The organism is Candidatus Falkowbacteria bacterium, assembly GCA_018674305.1.
Taxonomy (GTDB): Bacteria; Patescibacteriota; Patescibacteriia; order UBA11705; family JABHMO01; genus JABMRF01.
Genome location: JABHAL010000007.1, coordinates 1 through 20,336 on the forward strand (window position 1 = coordinate 1; position 20,336 = coordinate 20,336).

A 20,336-nucleotide genomic window follows, 5' to 3' on the forward strand; every position below is an offset into this window, starting at 1 on the left:
AGCATCGGCTCCGTCACCGGCATCACCAGCATCGGCTCCGTCACCAGCGGCACCAGCATCGACTCCGTCACCAGCGTCACCAGCATCGGCTCCGTCACCGGCATCACCAGCATCGGCTCCGTCACCAGCAGGCTCGGTCGGGGCATCGGAAACTGCATCAGCCGCAAGACTGGTAGCGGTATCCGTCGGGACCTTCTGCTCCTTCTGGCAATGAGGACACTTTTCTGAACCCTTCTCAATGTCACGACCACAGAAAATACATGCAACTAGCTCTTTCATCGCTTCCTCCGTTTGTTTCCGTTTAATGATTATCTTCACCTTCATTGTGATCCCCTATTTCAGCACATCAAAAGATGTGAAATATTTTAAAGTACTTTCCTCCCATCATATTATTGACTTTGCATTATAGCATACATGTTAAATTATGTCAAGTATAACCCCTTTTACTTTTAAAACAAAAATCAGACTATTATAAATTTCAGTCTGATTTATATATAAGTAGGTTTAAATTACTATTTGTCTAGATCAGGCATTCCTATATACTCGTCTTCTCCACTAAACTTAGGCAAATTACTGTCTTTTTGTGAATCATCTTCATTATCGGGAATTTCTGGTGGTGATAATTCAGAATCAGCTGACTCAATATGCAAATCTTCAGCGTCTTCACCAAATTCTTCTTCTAATTCCTGTTCTTCTTCCAATTGCTCACCAATATCAGGTAATTCTAGCTCTTCTACCTGTGTTTCTTCTTGTTCAACAGCCTTGTCCTCAGACTGCTCAATTTCAGCTAACTCTTCAACATCATCTAAATCCTCAATTTCTGGAATATCCTCAATTTCTTCAAGATCATCTTCTACACTTTCATCAACTGGAACATCCCCATATTCAACCAAATGTGGTTCTGTCTCTGAGTCCCCATGAATGCCAAACAATTTATCCTGTCTTGGGTCATAGGTCATTATTACAAAAGCAACACCTAAAGCTAATCCTGCAAGTAAACTTAGTAATAAATTCAAGACAACATTAGGTCGAACTGGGTATTTAGAAACTAAAGGTGAATCTAAAACCTTTAAATCCACATCATCAATTCCAATGAATTCTCTTTTTTGTTGCGTCAAAATATAAGTAATAGCATTAGAAATCTGCAAAGCTTGGCCAGGATCTTGGTGATACACGTGAACTTCTAATTTGCTAGCTTCACCAACAACAGAAGTTTCAACTGTTTTGCTCCACTTTTCTCTGCGCTTGTATTCATCTTTCGGAAAATAAGATTGATCAATATCAAAACCAGAATAAACGACTTTTTCTAAAAATGAACTGGAAAGAATAATTGGTGATAACTTATTGGCAATCCTTTCTTCAGATTTTGATGCACTATAAGCATCAATACTAAAACTAGATTTTTGCATTATGTAAATGCTCACTGAAGCTCGATACATGAACGGCTGAATAATAGAAATAATTAATCCAACTAAGACTATTAACAAACCAATCACTAGCACTTTGCGCCAATCGCGCCGAACAATTTCATAATGATTTATGTTAGTTACATTTTCCATAAAATTTTTATTTTAAATCGCCTTTATTATATCAAATTAAAGCGGCTTTGACAAAATTCATTTCTGTGGACCCAGCTCAACCTCTATTTCTAAATCTTGATCATCACGCTTAACATAAAACTTAACAGTATCACCTGCTTTGTACTGTGCTAACACTTCTGGCAAATTAACATGGCTACTAAGTTCATCGCTTTCCACTTTTAAAATAATGTCGCCGACAAACAACTTTCCAATAGCGGGACTATTAGATCTAATTCCTTGATTAATAATCTGAATTCCTTTTTTAGTATTAATTTCAGGACTAATAATTTCACTCAAATCATAAAACCTAATCCCTAAATATGGTTGCACCCAGTCCTCTCCTTTGACAACTGTTTTCATCACTGCTGTCAAATGATTAATTGGGATTATTTTACCATTAACATTTTGAACTAAACCAACCACCTTGCCATCTAAATTGACCGCGGGGCTACCTAAAAAATTCACTGACAATGAATCCGCTAAAGTAATATACTTATAAAACTGTTCACTGCTATGAATATAATCATTAAGCCCTACTGCATTATTATAAATCAAATTTTGAACTGAAGAATTTAGTATTCCTGTTTGATCATCAAACACATACAAAGGCTGACCATTAATCAAATCATTGCGCAAAGCAAATTCTGCAACAGGCAAATTACTAGCTTCAACTTTTATGTAAGCTGTGTCTGTCAGCTTGTCGATAACCAATGCTTGGCTAACAAAAACCTGATGGTCATCAGTAACTACCCAAAATTTAGAGTATTTATTTATAGCTGAGCTAGTCGTCATTAACCAGCCATCGCTTGTAATAATTACACCTTGAGCAATCAACTCTCCAGGCAATAAAGTATTAAACAAACCAGGACTGAAATTTTTATATTTATATAATTTTACGTTAACTGGATTAACCTTTTCTAACATTTTTTGCACAGCAATCTCATTCTCATCCAAGTTTTTAACTTGCTGTTGGTCCTGAACTAATTCATCAATCTTATATGACAAATCAGAATAACTTCTAAAAGTTAAATATGGATCTGGCATCAAAAAACTATTAATCCAAAGTTCGCCAACCACACCACCCAAAAAACCCAAAACAACAATAATTGTCACAAAAATATAAAACTTTTTTTTCTGCATAATTTAAATACTTTAACCCCACTGGGCTGTTGTTAAAATTAATAATAATAATAATCCACTGATTGACAAATAGCTAATAACCTTTTTTCTGTCTAGTGCTTTTTGAATAAATTCTCGACTTAACCCTAGCATAATATATGCTGCCACTGCTAAAATAAAAGCATTTACATAATAACTAGTTGGCAAATAACCAACCGAAACCATTAATTCTAATAAAGTCACAATTATTGCTACAATAAAAAGCCAACTTTTTTTGAAATTTATTTTATGTATCCAGAAAAAATGATATAAAACTACTCCCAATAAAGGCCCCACTAAACCCAGTAAAAACCAGAGATTGAGCTTTAATAATATTTGCCCAGCAAAGGCTGCAGAAAACATAAAATAAATTAATAATAATCCAATATAAAAAGTTAAACTTTCTAAAGTGTATGGCTGGTATTTATAAGGAAAATTAACAAACACAAAATATTGATTCAATAAGAAATAAATTGCCAAACCAGTCAAAATCGCAAAGAAATGAAACGCCCAAGTATCAACCAAAAATAACATAAAAATGAAACTAACCGTAGAAAAAACAACCGGCATAATCAAAAACTGAAAAAACGACTGTTTTAATCTAACCTGCCCAAGCATAAAAACAGCTAGTATTAAATACAGCAAAAAAACAACCATCGTCCACCATAGCCAACCATGATTATTGCGAACCAGCTCAAGACCGATTATCCAGATAACTGGAATAAACAAAATAATTATTCTTCTAAGTACAAACATTCTTTATTGCTTCTGATAAAAGTCAGCTAGTTGCTGATCTTCCTCTTGGAAGTCGAAATTCTGATTATTTATTTTATCAATCATTTTTCCTAGAATAGTGACAAATTCAATCTGCAGATTCTGCTCCGCTTCATTTGACATTTGGTAATCCAGAAATCTCATATATTCAACTTGGACAAACTGCAACCTATCTTTTGGGTTCGTAAATTCTTGCTGAAAGTAAACATCGATAAATCGTTTTATATCTGCCTGCAAGTCTAATTGTTGATTATCAAAGTTCTCCACTTCTGTCAATGTTGTTGAGCTTTCGATTTGATTAGAATTTAATTCCTTCTCAAAATATTGAAATGCAAAAAAATAAGCTACTGCAGTTAAAACAAATAGTAGAATTAAAAAAACAGAGGAAATATTACGAGAAATCTTAACGTGCTTCTTCATATTACTTAATTCAAATTTTTTCTTCTTCAATAAGTTCATCAACTACTTCTTTGGTACTCCAAAGTTCACGAACAATCACACTAATGGCTGTCGCAACAGGAATAGCTAAAACAACACCAATTAGTCCCGCCGTCTTAGCACCAACTAAAAGTGCAATAATACTGATAATCGGATTCAGACCAACCGCTTTTTGCATCACCTTTGGCACTAAAATATTATTTTCAACTTGTTGAATTAAAACATACAAAATTAAAACAAACAAAGCCTTTATTGGTGACTGGGTAAAAGCCAAGAAAATTGCAGGAATGGCAGATATGGTAGGCCCTAAATATGGAATGAATTCACCAACTGCCGCCAAAAGTCCTAGAACTAAGGCATAGTTAACTCCCAATATTAATAAACCGATATAAGCCATTACACCAACAATTAAACACAAAACCAATTGCCCCTTCAACCAATCTCCAATTTTACGCTGCACTTTATTAATAAGCTGCAATGTAAATGGTTGATATTTGTCTGGCAAAATAAAAGTTACCGTTCTTTTCATGGAACTTTCTTCCACTGTCATATAAAAGGTAATGACCAGCACAATGAAAAAAGAAACTATTCCACCAAAAATTCCAGCTACCGTAGAGAAAACAGAACCTAAAGCTCCAGACACATTATCCCTCAATGCCATTATCCCTCTATCTAATTCACCTGTTACTCCATGCTCGGCAGAAAAATTCTTCAAACTATCAAAAACTCCACCAACTTTTTCAAAATAATCTGGGAAATTTGTTGATAACTGTCCAATCTGTTCCGTAACTGGTGGGATAATTAAATAAACCGTTAAGAAAATGATTATAAATAAACCAATATAAATCATCAAAATACTTAACCAGCGTGGGAACTTAATTCGTTCCAGACCATCAACCCAAGGGTCAACTGCTGAAGCTAAAATTAAAGCCACAAATAAAATTGCTAAAACCTCCTTTATTAAATAAAGGAAAAATAAAAATATAACAACTAGAAAAAATTTGACAATTGACATAATTGACAAATCAACCAGCTGTCGTTCTCTGTCTGGCATATAATTATCACGAATCACGAATCACGTATCACGTATCAAATACTAAAGTTGGAGTACCGTGTTATGTGTGTCGTGTTATGTGCTATGTGTTATGTGTATTTTCCAACTATATTATATAATAAATTGAAAACAATGACAACAAGAATACTTGACAATTGCTAAATTTTATTAGATCATATTGATTGCTATAATTAATTTTAACATCTATAATAAGCACATGAAGTCAATTATAAACAAACAAGCTGGTTTTAGTTATGAAATCCTGGACAAATACCAGGCTGGTTTAGTTTTAAAAGGCTATGAAGCTAAGTCTATTAAAGATGGGCAAATTAACTTAAAAGGTGCTTATATTAGCATTCAATACAACCCCAAACCTGAGCTTTATTTAATTAAAGCCCACGTCAGCAAATACAAACCTGCGGGTTCTTTGCCAAACTATGACCCTGAACGACCAAGAAAACTCCTTTTGAATAAAATTGAAATAAAGGCTTTACTTGGAAAACTGGAACAAAAAGGCTTGACAATTGTACCTCTTAAGGTGTATACTACACGCAATCTTGTGAAAGTTGAAATTGGCCTAGCTAGAGGTAAGAAACTTTTCGAGAAAAAAGAATCCAAGAAGAATAAAGATGTAGCTAGAGAAATTAGAAGAACCTTGAAACAACAATACTAAATTAATAAATTCCAAGCACTAATTCTCCAAATCCTAAACAAAGTGCGAAAATCAAATTTAAAACGTAAATTAAACTCAAATTTTGAATTTTAGACTTTGAACTTAATTAGGATTTAGAATTTTAGAAATTAGAATTTACCCCGAAATATTTGTTGGTTATATTTAACCTTAAGTAAACATCTGAACGAACAAATATTTCGGGGATGCTGGGCTTTGACAGTTAATCCTTTCATTGTGTGCAGAATGAGGTGACGTTACTCATTAAATATGTCAAAACTACAAGTGCAAATAAACTTGTTAGCAAGGCAACATCATTGTTTACAATGCCAAGCCTTGTGCCAGCTGCTGTTTAATTTTTTAAACGGTCGCCATCGGTCTGCTGATGCTTGCTAAGCAATCACCGGTGTCATTTTGCAAGCTAGGTTATAAAAACGCCTTAGATTATAACTGAAACTATTATAAGGCTAGAGATTCAATCCTTTTGTTAACCTTTGAGGTTGAATTCTTGATCAAAATAAGGTAAACTATTTCTGTAGACTCACTCTGATTAATTGACTGGACGCGGGTTCAACTCCCGCCATCTCCACCATTCTTCGCTCTTCAAGCTACGAATGGCGCAGCCATTTATTGATTTTTTCGAACTCCGAATGGCACAGCTATTTATTAATTTTTCAAAAAACGAAGAAGAACTTCGTATACAAAGAGCCTATATCGTTTCACTTTGAAGCAAACGACTAACATTAAAGATAACCATGAGAAAATCCTACAAATTCAAAAAAAGAGTTACACCCCAAAAAAGATTCAACTACAATCATCAAATTCGAGCTTTAGAAGTTCAAGTGATTGATGAACTAGGTGGACAATTAGGAGTGCTAGAAACCAAAAAAGCATTGGAAATGGCACAAGAAAGAGGTTTTGATTTAGTTGAAGTCTCCCCTGTTGCTAAGCCACCTGTAACTAAATTCATGGATTATGGGAGTTTTAAATATCAGAAAGAAAAACAACTCAAAAAACAAAAATCACAAAGCAAAAGTAAAGATGTAAAAAGTATTCGCATGTCGATGAAAATTGGAGAACATGACAAAGATACAAAACTTAAACAAGCTAACAATTTTTTAAATAAAGGTCACAAAATTAAAGTTGAGTTAATCCTGCGTGGACGAGAAATGCGCCACCAAGGCTTAGCCAGGGATATAATCAGTGAGTTTGTTAAGGAGCTTGAGATTCCTACTCAAGTTGAACAAGACACCAGTAGACAAGGCAACAAACTATTTATTATTCTAATACCTGAAACTACACAAGAAAATAAACCTGAATAAGAAAGATAAAGCACCAAGGAATAAATGATTTACATTTATATCCTTTAGCACCTTTATCCATTTAACTATCTATATGAGTAAACAAAAAACTATAAAAGCTGTTGCAAAAAGATTTCGAATTACAAAAACCAAGAAAGTCATCAAACAAAAAGCTGGCAAAGGTCATTTTAATGCTCGTGAATCAGGAAAAGTCACTCGAAGCAAAAGAACCTCAACTACAGTTGACAACAAAAAGCTAGCTAAAAATATTCAAAGATTTATTCCACATAATTAAATAACCAATAGCGCGTGACCCATAACACATACTCCATACTTAAGTAGAGGATACGGGATACGGGACACGAGATACGTAAATATATATGCCAAGAGTAAAAAGAGGTACAACTCATGTAAAGAAAAGACGAAAAATCCTTAAAGCTGTTAAAGGCTATCGTCATGGTAGAAAAAACCTGATCAAATTAGCAAAAACTGCAATTCTTAAAGCTGGTAGTTACGCTTACAGAGATCGGAAAGCAAAAAAAAGGTCTATGCGTAGACTTTGGCAGATTAAGCTTAACGCTGCTGTTCGTGTATTTGATCTAAGCTACAGTAAATTTATAGACTTGCTTAAGAAAAATAAAATTGAACTAGATCGTAAAGTTTTAGCGGACATAGCTGAAAATAACACTGAAATTTTTGCTAAGCTGGTTAAAACCCTTAAAGGCGATAAACCCAAGGCAGTCAAAGCTGAGGCAGAACAAGTTAAATAAAATTCACATTCAAGAATATCATAAAAACACGACAAACGTCGTGTTTTTATGGCGGACCGGACGGGACTCGAACCCGCGATCTCCTGCGTGACAGGCAGGTGTGTTAACCAACTACACCACCGATCCAGACAAATTGTGTTTGTAATATACTCCTTTTCTTTCTTGACGTCAAGAGTTGTTGTTGACAAAACCAGCACTTGCCAAAATTATCAATATATATTATACTCTTCACATAAATCGTAAAAATTCATTATGGCAAAAAAGAACAAGAAACGCAGTACTGGTTTTAAAGTTCCACAAATCAAAAGACTGCAAAAAAGAAGTAAAACAAAATAAAAAAATACTCAGCAAGCGAAGAATTTTTCTTCTTCTACTGAGTATTTTTTTATTGGAGAAAATTTATCCCACGTCAACTTCCAGTAGTCCTAATGATACCAAAACATACAAAACCACTAAAGCCAGGGCGGCGATTATAAACCAGAACAAAACAATTTTCCATTTGGACCTCCAAAAATCTACTTTCTTAATCACCTCCCCCTTACCAACTCGATAAAGAATGACGACTACCCAAAATGCACAAATTAAAACCACCAAGGCTAAAGTTCTTTTGTAAGTAAAAAATTCTAACATATTTTTTTATTAAAAGCCGGCCACGGCATAATTATCTGTTAAAACACGATAAATTAACCAACCGCCTAAAACCACGAAAAACATCACTAAGTTGATTACCCAAAAAATTGTATGCTGTTTTGGTTTAAACATATTTATTTTTTATTTAATGAATCTAAATTATAATAATCTTCATGCATCTCATTTAAATCAACGTCTTTAATTTCCCCTTTAAACTTTTGCCCCTCTGGTCTCACCACTTTTTGTTTACCTTCGACAACCTCTTCTTTTTGTTGTCCTAATCCAGTGCGCAAAGTAACTGGCTGATCTTTTTTCTGAGCTTCTTCAATTCCCTTGCCCAGCTTATGCGACCTTAACTTAAAATCTTCTGTTAAATAACCACTGGTTTCTTTTTCTAAATTAAACACCTCACTGCGCTTCTGATAATAACCAGGCTTTTCAGCAGTAACATAATATTCCTGATTACCAACCAAAAAGGCATAACGTCCCTTGCTATCAGTAACTTGAGTTTCAAGTAATTTATTAAACCTAGTTTCAAACACTCTAACAATAGTTCTGCTCAGTGTTTTTTTGTTTTCCACATCTCGAACCAGCCCCCAACTCTTTGGCTTGTCACCTTTAGCCAGTCGATTAAACAACAAATATAAAACAATTTGTCCGATAATCAATAACGCAAACTTTAGACTTGGATTGATGATAAATGAAATAATAGCGGCCACTGGTGCGATCAGAGTAAGTAATGTTTGCATTCGCTTGAACCAATATAACTTCAATACTTTTTCCCCTTTTTGAACCATTTTAACTGGATCCATAGCGATTGGCATAGCAATCGCATCACGTTCTCTAACTTCAATCGTTTCACCATAGTATACGGCTTCAAACTGTCCATCCTTTTGTACATTATTTAATAATTTACATGGAAACTTGTAATCTTTTTTCTGAACCTCAACATAGTATTTACCAGGATTAAGTATGAATTCATAACGACCAGCCTTGTCAGTTACTTTTGTTCTTACCAGTTTTTTAGTTTCCGCATTGTAAACTCGAACCACCGCTAAATCAACCGGCTTTTTACTGGCCGCATCATAAACAATTCCCCAGCCTCGTCTTCGTTTTTTAGTTAAAAGTAATAACGGCTGAGTGAATAAAAACTGTAAATATGTTAAAACACCTGCTCCACTTGCACCAGTTGCTCCAACTGTAGCTAGTGACGCCACTGAAGTTGCAGTTACTGTAGCTGCTGCTGGAGTTTTCACTGTCTCATTTGCTTTTTCCAAAGCTGGATTATCAACGGTCGCTTTCTGAACAATTTTAGTCGTCCTAACTACCGCCTTAACTGATTTTTCAACTTGCTGTTGCGCCTTTACTATATCAACCCGAGTGATCACACTGATAACTTTAGCAATTCCTTTTGTTGTACTTTGCACAACCTTGCCATCCATTAACTTTTCAGTTTCATATATTATTTCAAACTTAATCTCTTGTTCTGTTTTGTCCCAAGATTTTTTTGCATCAATATCTTCATAAATTTCAATCAACTCAGGATCCAATTTAATATTATCTGGAACATGACTTTGACCGACGACCACATCAATAATATCGTCTTTAACAATCGGGCCTTGCCAATCATCAACAACCGGTACTCCTCCATCGTCACCTGTATTTGGTACTACCGGCAAAGGCACTACTGGTTCTCCTGGTCCTTCATCGTCATTATCACCAGGCTGACCATCATCGCCTGGTTGTAAATCATCAGCTTGTCCTCCGTCTGCTTCTGGAATTACTGGTGGAACAACTGGTTTTATAGGGGGAACAACCGGAGGAATGACTGGATCATCAATCGGTTCATCAATTGGTTCATCAATTGGTTCGTCAGCTGCTGGCTCGTTAAATGGCTCATCGACTGGATCATCCCCAGGTTCATCAACTGGTTCGTCAACTGGCTCATCAACCGGCTCATCAACCGGTTCGTCAACCGGATCATCAACCGGTGGCTGTGAAGAAACTAAGAAAAATGACTCTTCGGTTGGTTCAACTGAAAGATTTTCAGCTTCATCAATCGCCTTAACCGAAACTTTATGTTCACCAGGATAATAGCTATCTTCAAATGAATAGCGCCAACTATCAGAATCAACTTCAATCGTATCAATCAAAATAGTATCATCTAAATATATTAAAATTTGTTCTGTGTCAGCTTTAATTTTTCCCGAAATAGTGACATCCGCCCCAATTTTATTATCAACTTCCTCTCCAACAATAATTGACATCAAGGTAATTGATGGCGCATCTGGCGGATTAGTATCAACTAAAACAGTATGAATATCTGAACAAACATCTTCATTAGCAACTTTAATTGTATGCAATCCATCAATCAATGAATCACCTACCTGCCAAACAAAATTTTTATCTGGCTGTGACACAAATGAATAAACTTCTATATTATCAATATAAATGACTACCCTCATTGAACCCTCGGCAGAAGCTCCGATTACATATGGCTCATTGTTATTGGTCACTATTCCATCAGCTGGTTCATTTAAAATTGGAGGCTCTATTTCTGGCACTGGATCTGGTATTGGTACAGGTATCGGTGCTGGCGCTGGATCACTCCCACCACCGCCACCAGAACGAGCTCCCAAAGTTTTAACATTTGTGCCACTAGAAAAGGAAGTCTCTTCTCCATCACCATTCCTAGATTTAACTCTATATTGATATGTTGTCGACTCACTTAGACCTGTATTTTGCCAAGAATTTGTTTGTACCCAACCTGAATTTGTTCCCGCTGTAACATTTTCAAAATACAAACCAGAACCACCTGAAGTTAAATTATCCAAAGTTCCTAAAGCACTCATAGTTATACTGTCAATTAAAATACTACTTGTGCTAATTCCCGTTGGTGTATTCTGGGAGGTGTAAACCGTTGTCGTCACCGAAGAAGTTTCAGTTAAATCTTCATTACGCGCTTTAACTGACACTTCATAAGCTGTGTTTGCTAACAAACTTGACTGAGCCCAAGACATTCCGGGAATCCATCCACTATTATCTGAAGGCGTTAAAGTACTGGCATAATATGTGTCTTGAGCACCGCCACTACTCCAGCCCCACGTAATGGAAGCCGTCGTATTAGCACTGTGAGTTAAACTAGTCGGTGCATCTGCGTCAGTATAGGCACTGGCTGTACTTGAAGCAATCCCTGTACCTTTGGCATTAACGGCTCTAACATAAACTGTATATTGAGTATTAGCACTTAAAGAATCCCCACCATCAGTAATTGTTGTTTGAGTATAATTACTTGTAGCTGCGCCGACGGAACCAATTAAAGAATCATCAGAAGATCTATATACATAATAATCAGTGGCCCCAGCTACATCATCCCAATTCCAATCAATTGATCTGGTATCTCCCGCAGAAGATGCCAATCCAGTTGGCCGAGCAGGCGGGGTAATTATCTCTGCCGTTTCTGGAGTTGAGGCGGTGTTCAAAGTACCATCTCCGTTATATGATGAAAATCTAAATTTATAACAAGTAGCCGCACTTAAACTGGTAACTGTGTACGGACTGCTAGAATTATCTGAAACGTTATCAAACAAGGTTGTTTCATATCCATCACAATCAGTATCTTGTTCAATTTTTAAACCCGTTTGCGACTGATCCGTCCAAGTTAAAGTCTGTTGATAACTAGCTTTTGTCGTCGCATCGGCCAATCCAACCCCTGAAACTTGATTCGCAGCAGTATACTTTGCAATTTCAACCGCATTACTCAGATGCCCATAATCATCTTCTGTCCAGATATTAGCCACATACTGAGTATTTGCAGTTAAACTTCCAATCTCATTAGTACCCCCTTGTGTATATGAACCTGAAGCAATAGTAACATCCAACGTATCCGAAGTAGCGACACCAGAGGCACCAGCTTTATAGTAAACATTGTATTCGTTTAAATTTGTATCTGTGCCAACTGCACCTAGAGTATGAACAATTGTGCTTGTCGTAACGGTATCTAAAGTCAGATTACCTGATGACACCGGAGCCACATTATCTAGAGTTAAAGTTGTTGTCACAGCTGTACCATCAACCACATCATCATTAGGTGTTATTTGAATACAGTAAGTACCGTCCGCAGAAGCTACATCAGTTGCAGTAGACCAGTCAAAAGTTACTGTGTTCGCACCCGATCCGGTATCAATCCTATAAGTAGCAGTTGTACCTATTTGATATGTATCATCATTTTCAACACTTGGCACGCCTCCACTATCACTGGTGTCTGCTGTAGAACTTACAGCTTCATCCATTGTTGGGTCACTGGTCCCGCTACTACAATCAGATCCAGCTTTATATTCAACTTTCAACATAACATCATCATCATCACCGTCATCAACCTCAACTGAAATATCGACTGTGCCAGTTCCATCTGTTTTTTGTACCGCTGAATTAATCGTCACAGTTGGCACCGAATTAAGAGGATCATCAGTAAAAATACCAGCACTACCAGCAGTAGCAACCCCATAAGCTGTACCACCACTAACATCAACTGTTGAGATACTATTTGTATTATAATAAGCAATATAAATAATTCCACCACCGCCACCACCACCATCATCACCACTAGCATCACTAGCGTTACCACCTTTTGCCGAGACTGATATCGGTGTTCCAGTAACAGTCCCTGCAGTGATTTTTATAGCACCCCCACCGCCACCACCAGCTCCGTCTAAAAAATGCCAAGGGTTTCTACCAGCAGCCGTGATTGTACCATTAACAGTCAAAGTATCAGAAACATTCAATATAATTAAACCACCACCAGCCCCGCCCAAAGCAGAATTATCACCAGAATCAGCTGCACCAGCACCACCAGCTCCTAGATATATTGGATTTGTTGCACTATCATATGCAGAACCACCTGCATTGTCAGTATCACCAACACCACCAGCTCCATAATGAGCACCACCACCACCACCTTGATTTGCTCCAAATTTTCCTTCACCATCAGTACCAACTGGAGCATAACCATTAGCACCACCACCACCACTAGCACCACCATCAAAACCCAGTGCGTATACATTGATCGAGCCACCAGACTGGACATCTATATTTGCAGCAGTGATATCAACTTCATAAACATGTGTGGTGGAATTATTTCCATGATTTAATGTCCCTCCTGACTCGACGGTCAATGTTCCTGATATTGTCTGAGTGTTTATATTACTTTGTGTCAACGTTCCACCACTCGCAATCGTAATATTAGCAACTTCATTAATAGTATAATCTCCAATATCGACAGCATGACTTACAGTCACACTATCCCCCACCTGAGGAACTGTGCTAGCACAATTACTCCAAGTACCAACAGTAGCCCAAGCACCAGCACCAGCAGAGGTACAGCTAGAAGCTTGTGCCTTTTGCATAGTCAAAGATGGGGTGTCACCTGGAAGAAAATTAAAACTAGCGCTGTATATAATTACAATCAGCACAGTGGCTAAATTAATCCACTTAATTTTTTTCTTAAGCTTTTCCATTTAAAATTTACTCTTTTAAATCAAAACTATTCGCGATGATTTTTCTACCGCAAAAAATACCAGACGCTAATTGCTAATACAAAACCTGTCTAGTTTTTTCATACTATTTATTAGCTAAATTATACCATTTTCAAGTTCTTTAAACAACAAAAAGTGTGTTTTTATCCACACTTTTTGTTATATAATTCTCACTTGAAAAAACTTTTTGCTCAGACCTATTTCAAACTATCTACATCATAATAATCTTCATGCATTTGATCAAGATCAACATCTTTAATTTCACCCTTAAACTTCTCTTCGTCACGGCGAATAACTCGTTTTATACCTTGAATCATTTTTTCCTTTTGTTGTCCTAGTCCAGTACGCAAAGTAACTTGCTGATCTTTTTTCTGAGCTTGTTCAATTCCCTTGCCCAGCTTATGCGACCTTAACTTGAAATCTTCCGTTAAATAACCAGTCTCTTCTTTCTCCAAATTAAACACTTCACTTCTCTTCTGATAATAGCCTGGCTTTTCAGCAGTAACATAATATTCCTGATTACCTACCAAGAAAGCATATCGACCCTTACCATCTGTAACCTGGGTATCTAATAATTTATTAAACTTTGTTTCAAACACTCTAACAATAGTTCTACTTAACGTTTTTTTATTCTCCAAATCACGCACAATTCCCCAACTCTTAGGTTTATCACCTTTAGCCAGACGACTGAACAAGAAATACAAGGCAACTTGCCCGACAATAAGTAAGCCAAATTTCAAAGTTGGATTAATAATAAATGAAACAATAGCCGCCACTGGTGCAATCAAAGTAAACAGTGTTTGTGTCTTTTTGAACCAAAACAACTTCATCACTTTTTCACCTTTTTGGGCTAATTTAATCGGATCCAGAGCAATCGGCATAGATACGGCATCACGCTCTTGAACTTCAATCACTTCTCCATAATACACATCTTCAAAATGTCCATCAGTGGTTACCTTATCTAATATTTTACATGGAAACTTGTAATCTTTTTTCTGAACTTCAATATAATATTTACCTGGCTTCAAAATAAATTCATAACGACCAGCCTTGTCAGTTACTTTAGTTCGTACCAATTTCTTGGTTTCCGCATTGTAAACTCGAACCACTGCTAAATCAACTGGCTTTTTACTAGCTGCGTCATAAACAATTCCCCAGCCTTTACGTCTTTTTTTAGTTAGAAGTAATAACGGCTGAGTGAATAAAAACTGTAAATATGTTAAGACACCTGCACCACTAGCGCCAGTTGCACCAACTGTAGCCAGTGAAGCTACGGAAGTTGCAGTTACTGTAGCTGCTGCTGGAGTTTTCACTGTCTCATTAGCTTTTTCCAAAGCTGGATTATCAACGGTCGCTTTCTGAACAATTTTGGTCGTTCTAACTACCGCCTTAACTGATTTTTCAACTTCCTGTTGCGCTTTTACTACATCAACGCGAGTAATCACACTAATAACTTTAGCAATTCCTTTTGTTGTACTTTGCACAACTTTGCCATCCATTAACTTTTCAGTTTCATATATTATTTCAAATTTAATTTCTTGTTCAGTTTTATCCCAAGAATTTTTTGCATCAATATCTTCATAAATTTCAATCAACTCAGGATCCAATTTAATATTATCCGGAACATGACTTTGACCAACAACCACATCAATAATATCGTCTTTAACAATCGGACCTTGCCAGTCATCAACAACCGGCACTCCTCCGTCGTCACCTGCATTTGGTACTACCGGCAAAGGAACTACTGGAGCTCCTGGCCCTTGATCGTCATTATCACCAGGCTGACCATCATCTCCTGGTTGCGAATCATCAGCTTGTCCTCCGTCTGCTTCTGGAATTACTGGTGGTACAACTAGTGGCGCTACTGGTGGAATAACTGGTTTTATAGGAGGAATAACCGGAGGAACGACTGGATCGTCAACTGGTTTATCAACTGGTTCGTCAACTGGCTCATCGACTGGCTCATCAACTGGCTCATCAACTGGCTCGTCAACTGGCTCGTCGACAGGCTCATCGACTGGTTCATCAACTGGCTCGTCGACAGGCTCATCGACTGGTTCGTCAACTGGTTCGTCAACGGGTTCATCAACTGGTGGTTGTGAAGAAACTAATAAAAATGACTCTTCGGTTGGTTCATCTGAAAGATTTTTAGCTTCATCAATCGCCTTAACCGAAACTTTATGTTCACCAGGATAATAGCTATCTTCAAATGAATAGCTCCATTTTTCAGAATCAACTACGATTGTGTCAATCAAAATCGTATCATCCAAATATATTAAAATTTGTTTTGTGTCAGCTTTAATTTTTCCCGAAATAGTAACATCCGCTCCAATTTTATTATCAACTTCCGCTCCTACAATAATTGACATCAAAGTAATTGACGGTGCATCTGGCGGACTGGTGTCAACTAAAATACTATGGATATCTGAATAAACATCTTCATTGGCAACTTTGATTGAATGCAATCCATCAGCTAATGGATCACTTATTTGCCAAACAAAATTCTTATCCGGTTGAGAAACAAATGAATGAACTTCTATATCATCAACATAAACATCTACTGTCATTAAACCCTCGGTAGAAGATCCGATTACATATGGTTTATTATTATTGGTGACCATTCCATCAGCTGGTTCGCTTAAGACGGGGGGATCTATTTCTGGATCCGGATCTGGTATTGGTATAGGTATCGGTGCTGGATCACCACCTCCACCTGATCGAGCCCCCAAAGTTATAACATTAGTACCACTAGAAAAGGAAGTCTCTACTCCATCACCATTCCTAGTTTTAACTCGATACTGATAAGTTGTAGATTCGCTTAATCCAGTTTCTACCCATGAGTTTGTTTGTACCCAACCTGAATTTGTTCCCGCTGTAACATTTTCAAAATACAAACCAGAACTATCTGAAGTTAAATTATCAAAAGTTCCTGTCGCAGACAAAGTTATACTATCAATCAAAATATTACTAGAACTAATACCGCTTGGTGTATTTTGCGCTGTGTAAAATATGGTCGATGAAGAGTCTACTGTAGTAGAAGTTTCATCACTGTCACCATTTCTCGCTTTGACTGTATATGAATATTGAGTATTAGCACTTAAACTAGAATTTGCCCAACTATTAGTCTGGATCCAACCAGAATTTGTACTAGCCGTAGTATTTGTAAAATACAAGCCAGAACTTCCTTCAGTCAAATTACCCAAAGTTCCGTCAGCAATGATAGTCAATGAAGTTGTTGACAAATCACTTTTAGTAATACCAATCGGTATGTTCTGTGAAGTATATGCGGTATAAGTTGAAGGTGATGTTTCAGTTCCTTCTTCGTTTTTAGCTTTAACACTAACTTCAATCGCTGCATTTGCGGACAACCCGCTCTGAACCCAACCATTAGCGGAAACCCAACCACTATTATCTGCCGGTGTAGCAGTACTAGCATAATATGAATTCTGTGCACCGCCACTACTCCAGCCCCAAGTGATAGAAGCCGTCGTATTAGCACTGTGAGTTAAGCTAGTTGGTGCATCTGCATCAGTATAGGCACTGGCAGGACTTGATCCAATACCAGCCCCTTGTGCATTGGTAGCACGAACATAAACTGTATATTGAGTATTAGCATCCAATGAACTTAACTGATATTGACTGGTAGCTGAACCAACAGTAGCAAGACGAACATCATCCGAAGAACGATAAACATCATAATCAGTTGCCCCGGTTACATCATTCCAATCCCAAGTAATTGAATCTGCATCTGCTGCACTGTTTGTAAGTCCTGTTGGCTGAGCAGGACCAGTTGTATCCTGACTACTAGCTGCTCCGTCCGCCAAGTTATTATCACCATCCCCATCGTATGAAGATGTTCTAAACTGATAACAAGTTCCCGCAGATAGTCCAGTGACCGAATATGGTGAGGTTGCCATCACTGAAGCATTGTTATACAAAACTGTATCATAAGTAGCATCACAACCGGTATCTTGTGCAATAGCCATACCACTTGGAGTAGGGCTTGGAACACTCCAAGTTAAAGTCATTACATAGTCATCCTTGTCAGTTGCCTCGGCCACCGTGAAACTGGTAACTGTACTAGCATGAGTATATTCAGTCACAGTTGAACCAAAAGCGGTTTCCGTATTATCTCCATTTCTAGCTTTGACTTTGAAACCATATCGCGTATTTGAGGTAAGACCTGTCATTGTAACTGTTCCCCAGGCAGACGCTGTTTGATAAGTTTCTGCCGCCTCCAGACTTCCATCACCCTTAAGATATTCTCCCGACACCGTTTCTTGGATCGCATATTCAGTTGTCGAAGGATTGCCATCGCCAGCAGTAACAGCCACCTGAATTTGAGTAGTTGTAAGGCCAGTAACGGTTGGCGATGACGGAGCATTAGCAAGAGTATATTTAAAAATTGAAGCCACACTTTGCTCATTACCATAATCATCAACTGCCCAAATATCAAAATAATATTTTTCATTCACTGATAATCCAGTTATTGTTGTTGTCGTGGTTGTCCGAGTTGCCAAAGCTACATCATCACCATTATCCCATTCAACAGCACCCCCACTTCGTCCTTCAGCATCAGCTTGGAATATGCTATACCAAATTTCATAATGATTAAAATTAGTTTCAGTTGCTATTGTCCAATCTACAGTCTGGGTAGTTGTAGTAGATGAATCCCAGGCGAAAGCAAATAATCCAGTTGGATCAACATTGTCTAAGGTCATTGTCTGATTTGCCGCAGTTCCATCAGATGTATCATCATTAACAGTAACATTAATACAATTAGTGCCGTTAGCAGAAGCCAAATCAGTATCAGAATCCCAATCAAAACTTACCGAATTAGAGCCTGATGAAGTTATTACCCGAGTCCGAGTGGTTGCAGTCGCACCTATTTGATAAGCACCACCTGCAATATCCGGAGCGCCACCGCTATCATCAAAATCAGCCGTTGCAGCCGAACCTAATATTGTAGCCGCTGACCACGGACCATCACAAGCCCCATCACTATCAGATTCATATTGAATTTTTACTTTAGTGTCATCATCATCAGCATCATCCACTTCAATTGAAATCGTCACATCCCCGGAACCGTCCGTTTTCTGGGTAGCGCTATTCACACTAACAGTAGGATTTGAATTATACGAAATTGTTGCCGAAGAATAATTCAAATCCGTCGCCGTAATATCTTGGTAGGAAATCCCCGTTAAAGAACCACTTCTAGCAATACTCACATATTCCCCAGTATTGTCAGTAGTATCAACCGTTTCAAATGACCAACTACCATTATTATCACCAAAAACAAGGTCATTTGCTGTCTCGTCATAAAACGCAACTTGAGGAATTGTTCCGTCAAAAAGAAGACTTACCCAATCCTGAACCGTATAAGTTCCTGTATGAATCTGCGTACAAGTCCAGCCGGCATTATCACAGCCAGAACCCGCTGACTGATAGGCATAATACAAATCATCTGAAAGAGGGTAAGCAATACCAACCTTATCGTTACTATCAATATCCATTCCAATATTTTCATGATATATAACTCCGGTAGCAATATCATCAACAGCATAACAGGTCCAGTCTGAGTCATTGGCACCTGCGGCGTCACAACTAGCACCACCATCACGTTTTCCATAAATAAGCTTTTTGTCATTAATGTCATTACTAACAATATGTGGGACATTGTTACTATCAAACTTCAAAACATTATCATTACCAATATTATTAGTGGTGTAGACATCTTCACAAGACCAATCAGATGAGGCGCACCCACTACCACCACCACCACCAACATACCAGGCATACCGCAGATCAGCAGTATTGCTATATTTATAGAGAATACCAGGATTATTAGAATCATTCAGATCCATACTTGGAAAAAGCCCTACTGTATTAGTACTATCAATTGTTGTACAAGCCCAATTATTGTGAGTACAAGTTGATTCAGACCCTGAACCTGTATATATAGCATACTCTAAGTCTCCACTATAAAAATTATAAAAAGCAATCCGCGGATTGTCCGAAGTATCAAACTTCAAGGAAACGCCCAACGCCTTAGCCGTATCCACCTGAATAGGAGTACCCCAACTACTTCCATTGTAATAAACATAATACAAATCAAAACCTGACCCTCCCGTATTGCGAGCATAAGCAATACCCGGATTACCACTACTATCATAATCCAAAGAAGTATGCCAAAGATTAGTAGTATCAACAGTCGTATTTGTCCAGGAATGTGCCAGAGCAATATAGGAAATCAAAAATATCGGAACTAATACTAAGATCCATAGTCCAATAGTTTTACAAATAAAATTTTTGTTTAATCCCTTCATTGAAAATTCACTTTTAAATCAAAACGTGTCACGACAATTTTTGTATCGTAAAAAATACTAGACGCTAAATTTGTAAACAAAACATGTCTAGTTCCTTCATA

General features: G+C 37.3%; 12 protein-coding genes, 1 tRNA gene, 1 other RNA gene and 1 pseudogene. 6 read left to right on the forward strand and 9 right to left on the reverse strand.

What is annotated here, in order from left to right; translation table 11 throughout:
- Nucleotides 1-136: pseudogene (locus HN643_02895) on the forward strand (DUF58 domain-containing protein).
- Nucleotides 137-512: 376 nt separating this feature from the next.
- Here the strand turns inward: HN643_02895 and HN643_02900 are convergent.
- Genes HN643_02900 through HN643_02920 form a run of 5 tightly spaced genes read right to left on the reverse strand, consistent with a single transcriptional unit; the run spans nt 513 to nt 5,004 of the window.
- The gene (locus HN643_02900; GenBank protein ID MBT7500591.1) at nt 513-1,559 is read right to left on the reverse strand and encodes a hypothetical protein; all 1,047 of its coding nucleotides are present in this window, start codon (nt 1,557-1,559) and stop codon (nt 513-515) included.
- Nucleotides 1,560-1,616: 57 nt separating this feature from the next.
- Nucleotides 1,617-2,720, reverse strand: coding sequence for a serine protease (locus HN643_02905; protein ID MBT7500592.1), 1,104 nt, complete (start codon nt 2,718-2,720; stop codon nt 1,617-1,619).
- 12 nt (nt 2,721-2,732) lie between these two features.
- Nucleotides 2,733-3,494 (reverse strand): hypothetical protein, encoded by a 762-nt coding sequence (locus HN643_02910; protein MBT7500593.1) that lies wholly within the window; start codon nt 3,492-3,494, stop codon nt 2,733-2,735.
- A gap of 3 nt (nt 3,495-3,497) precedes the next feature.
- Nucleotides 3,498-3,932, reverse strand: a complete 435-nt coding sequence (locus HN643_02915) for a hypothetical protein (protein ID MBT7500594.1) — start codon at nt 3,930-3,932, stop codon at nt 3,498-3,500.
- Nucleotides 3,933-3,942: 10 nt separating this feature from the next.
- The gene (locus HN643_02920) at nt 3,943-5,004 is read right to left on the reverse strand and encodes an AI-2E family transporter (GenBank protein MBT7500595.1); all 1,062 of its coding nucleotides are present in this window, start codon (nt 5,002-5,004) and stop codon (nt 3,943-3,945) included.
- Between the two features lie 217 nt (nt 5,005-5,221).
- Here HN643_02920 and smpB point away from each other — a divergent pair, with 217 nt between their 5' ends.
- The 5 genes from smpB to rplT all read left to right on the forward strand — a co-directional run bounded on the left by smpB (nt 5,222) and on the right by rplT (nt 7,745).
- Nucleotides 5,222-5,677 (forward strand): SsrA-binding protein SmpB, encoded by a 456-nt coding sequence (smpB, locus tag HN643_02925; GenBank protein MBT7500596.1) that lies wholly within the window; start codon nt 5,222-5,224, stop codon nt 5,675-5,677.
- Between the two features lie 199 nt (nt 5,678-5,876).
- Nucleotides 5,877-6,266, forward strand: a transfer-messenger RNA (tmRNA) gene (gene ssrA, locus HN643_02930).
- Nucleotides 6,267-6,429: 163 nt separating this feature from the next.
- Nucleotides 6,430-6,996 carry a translation initiation factor IF-3 gene (locus HN643_02935; GenBank protein ID MBT7500597.1) on the forward strand — a complete coding sequence of 189 codons (567 nt, stop codon included), beginning with the start codon at nt 6,430-6,432 and terminating at the stop codon, nt 6,994-6,996.
- A gap of 73 nt (nt 6,997-7,069) precedes the next feature.
- On the forward strand, nt 7,070-7,270 hold the full coding sequence (locus HN643_02940) for a 50S ribosomal protein L35 (protein ID MBT7500598.1): 201 nt from the start codon (nt 7,070-7,072) through the stop codon (nt 7,268-7,270).
- Nucleotides 7,271-7,355: 85 nt separating this feature from the next.
- Complete coding sequence (gene rplT, locus HN643_02945) at nt 7,356-7,745, forward strand: 50S ribosomal protein L20 (protein ID MBT7500599.1); 390 nt, start codon at nt 7,356-7,358, stop codon at nt 7,743-7,745.
- Nucleotides 7,746-7,794: 49 nt separating this feature from the next.
- On the opposite strand, the gene HN643_02950 is transcribed toward rplT, so the two are convergent.
- The 4 genes from HN643_02950 to HN643_02965 all read right to left on the reverse strand — a co-directional run bounded on the left by HN643_02950 (nt 7,795) and on the right by HN643_02965 (nt 20,235).
- A tRNA-Asp gene (locus tag HN643_02950) sits at nt 7,795-7,871 on the reverse strand.
- A gap of 273 nt (nt 7,872-8,144) precedes the next feature.
- Nucleotides 8,145-8,375: a hypothetical protein gene (locus HN643_02955; GenBank protein ID MBT7500600.1), complete on the reverse strand. Its 231-nt coding sequence runs from the start codon at nt 8,373-8,375 to the stop codon at nt 8,145-8,147.
- Between the two features lie 134 nt (nt 8,376-8,509).
- Nucleotides 8,510-13,891, reverse strand: coding sequence for a hypothetical protein (locus tag HN643_02960; protein ID MBT7500601.1), 5,382 nt, complete (start codon nt 13,889-13,891; stop codon nt 8,510-8,512).
- 215 nt (nt 13,892-14,106) lie between these two features.
- Nucleotides 14,107-20,235 (reverse strand): hypothetical protein, encoded by a 6,129-nt coding sequence (locus HN643_02965; GenBank protein ID MBT7500602.1) that lies wholly within the window; start codon nt 20,233-20,235, stop codon nt 14,107-14,109.
- Between the last annotated feature and the right edge of the window lie 101 nt (nt 20,236-20,336).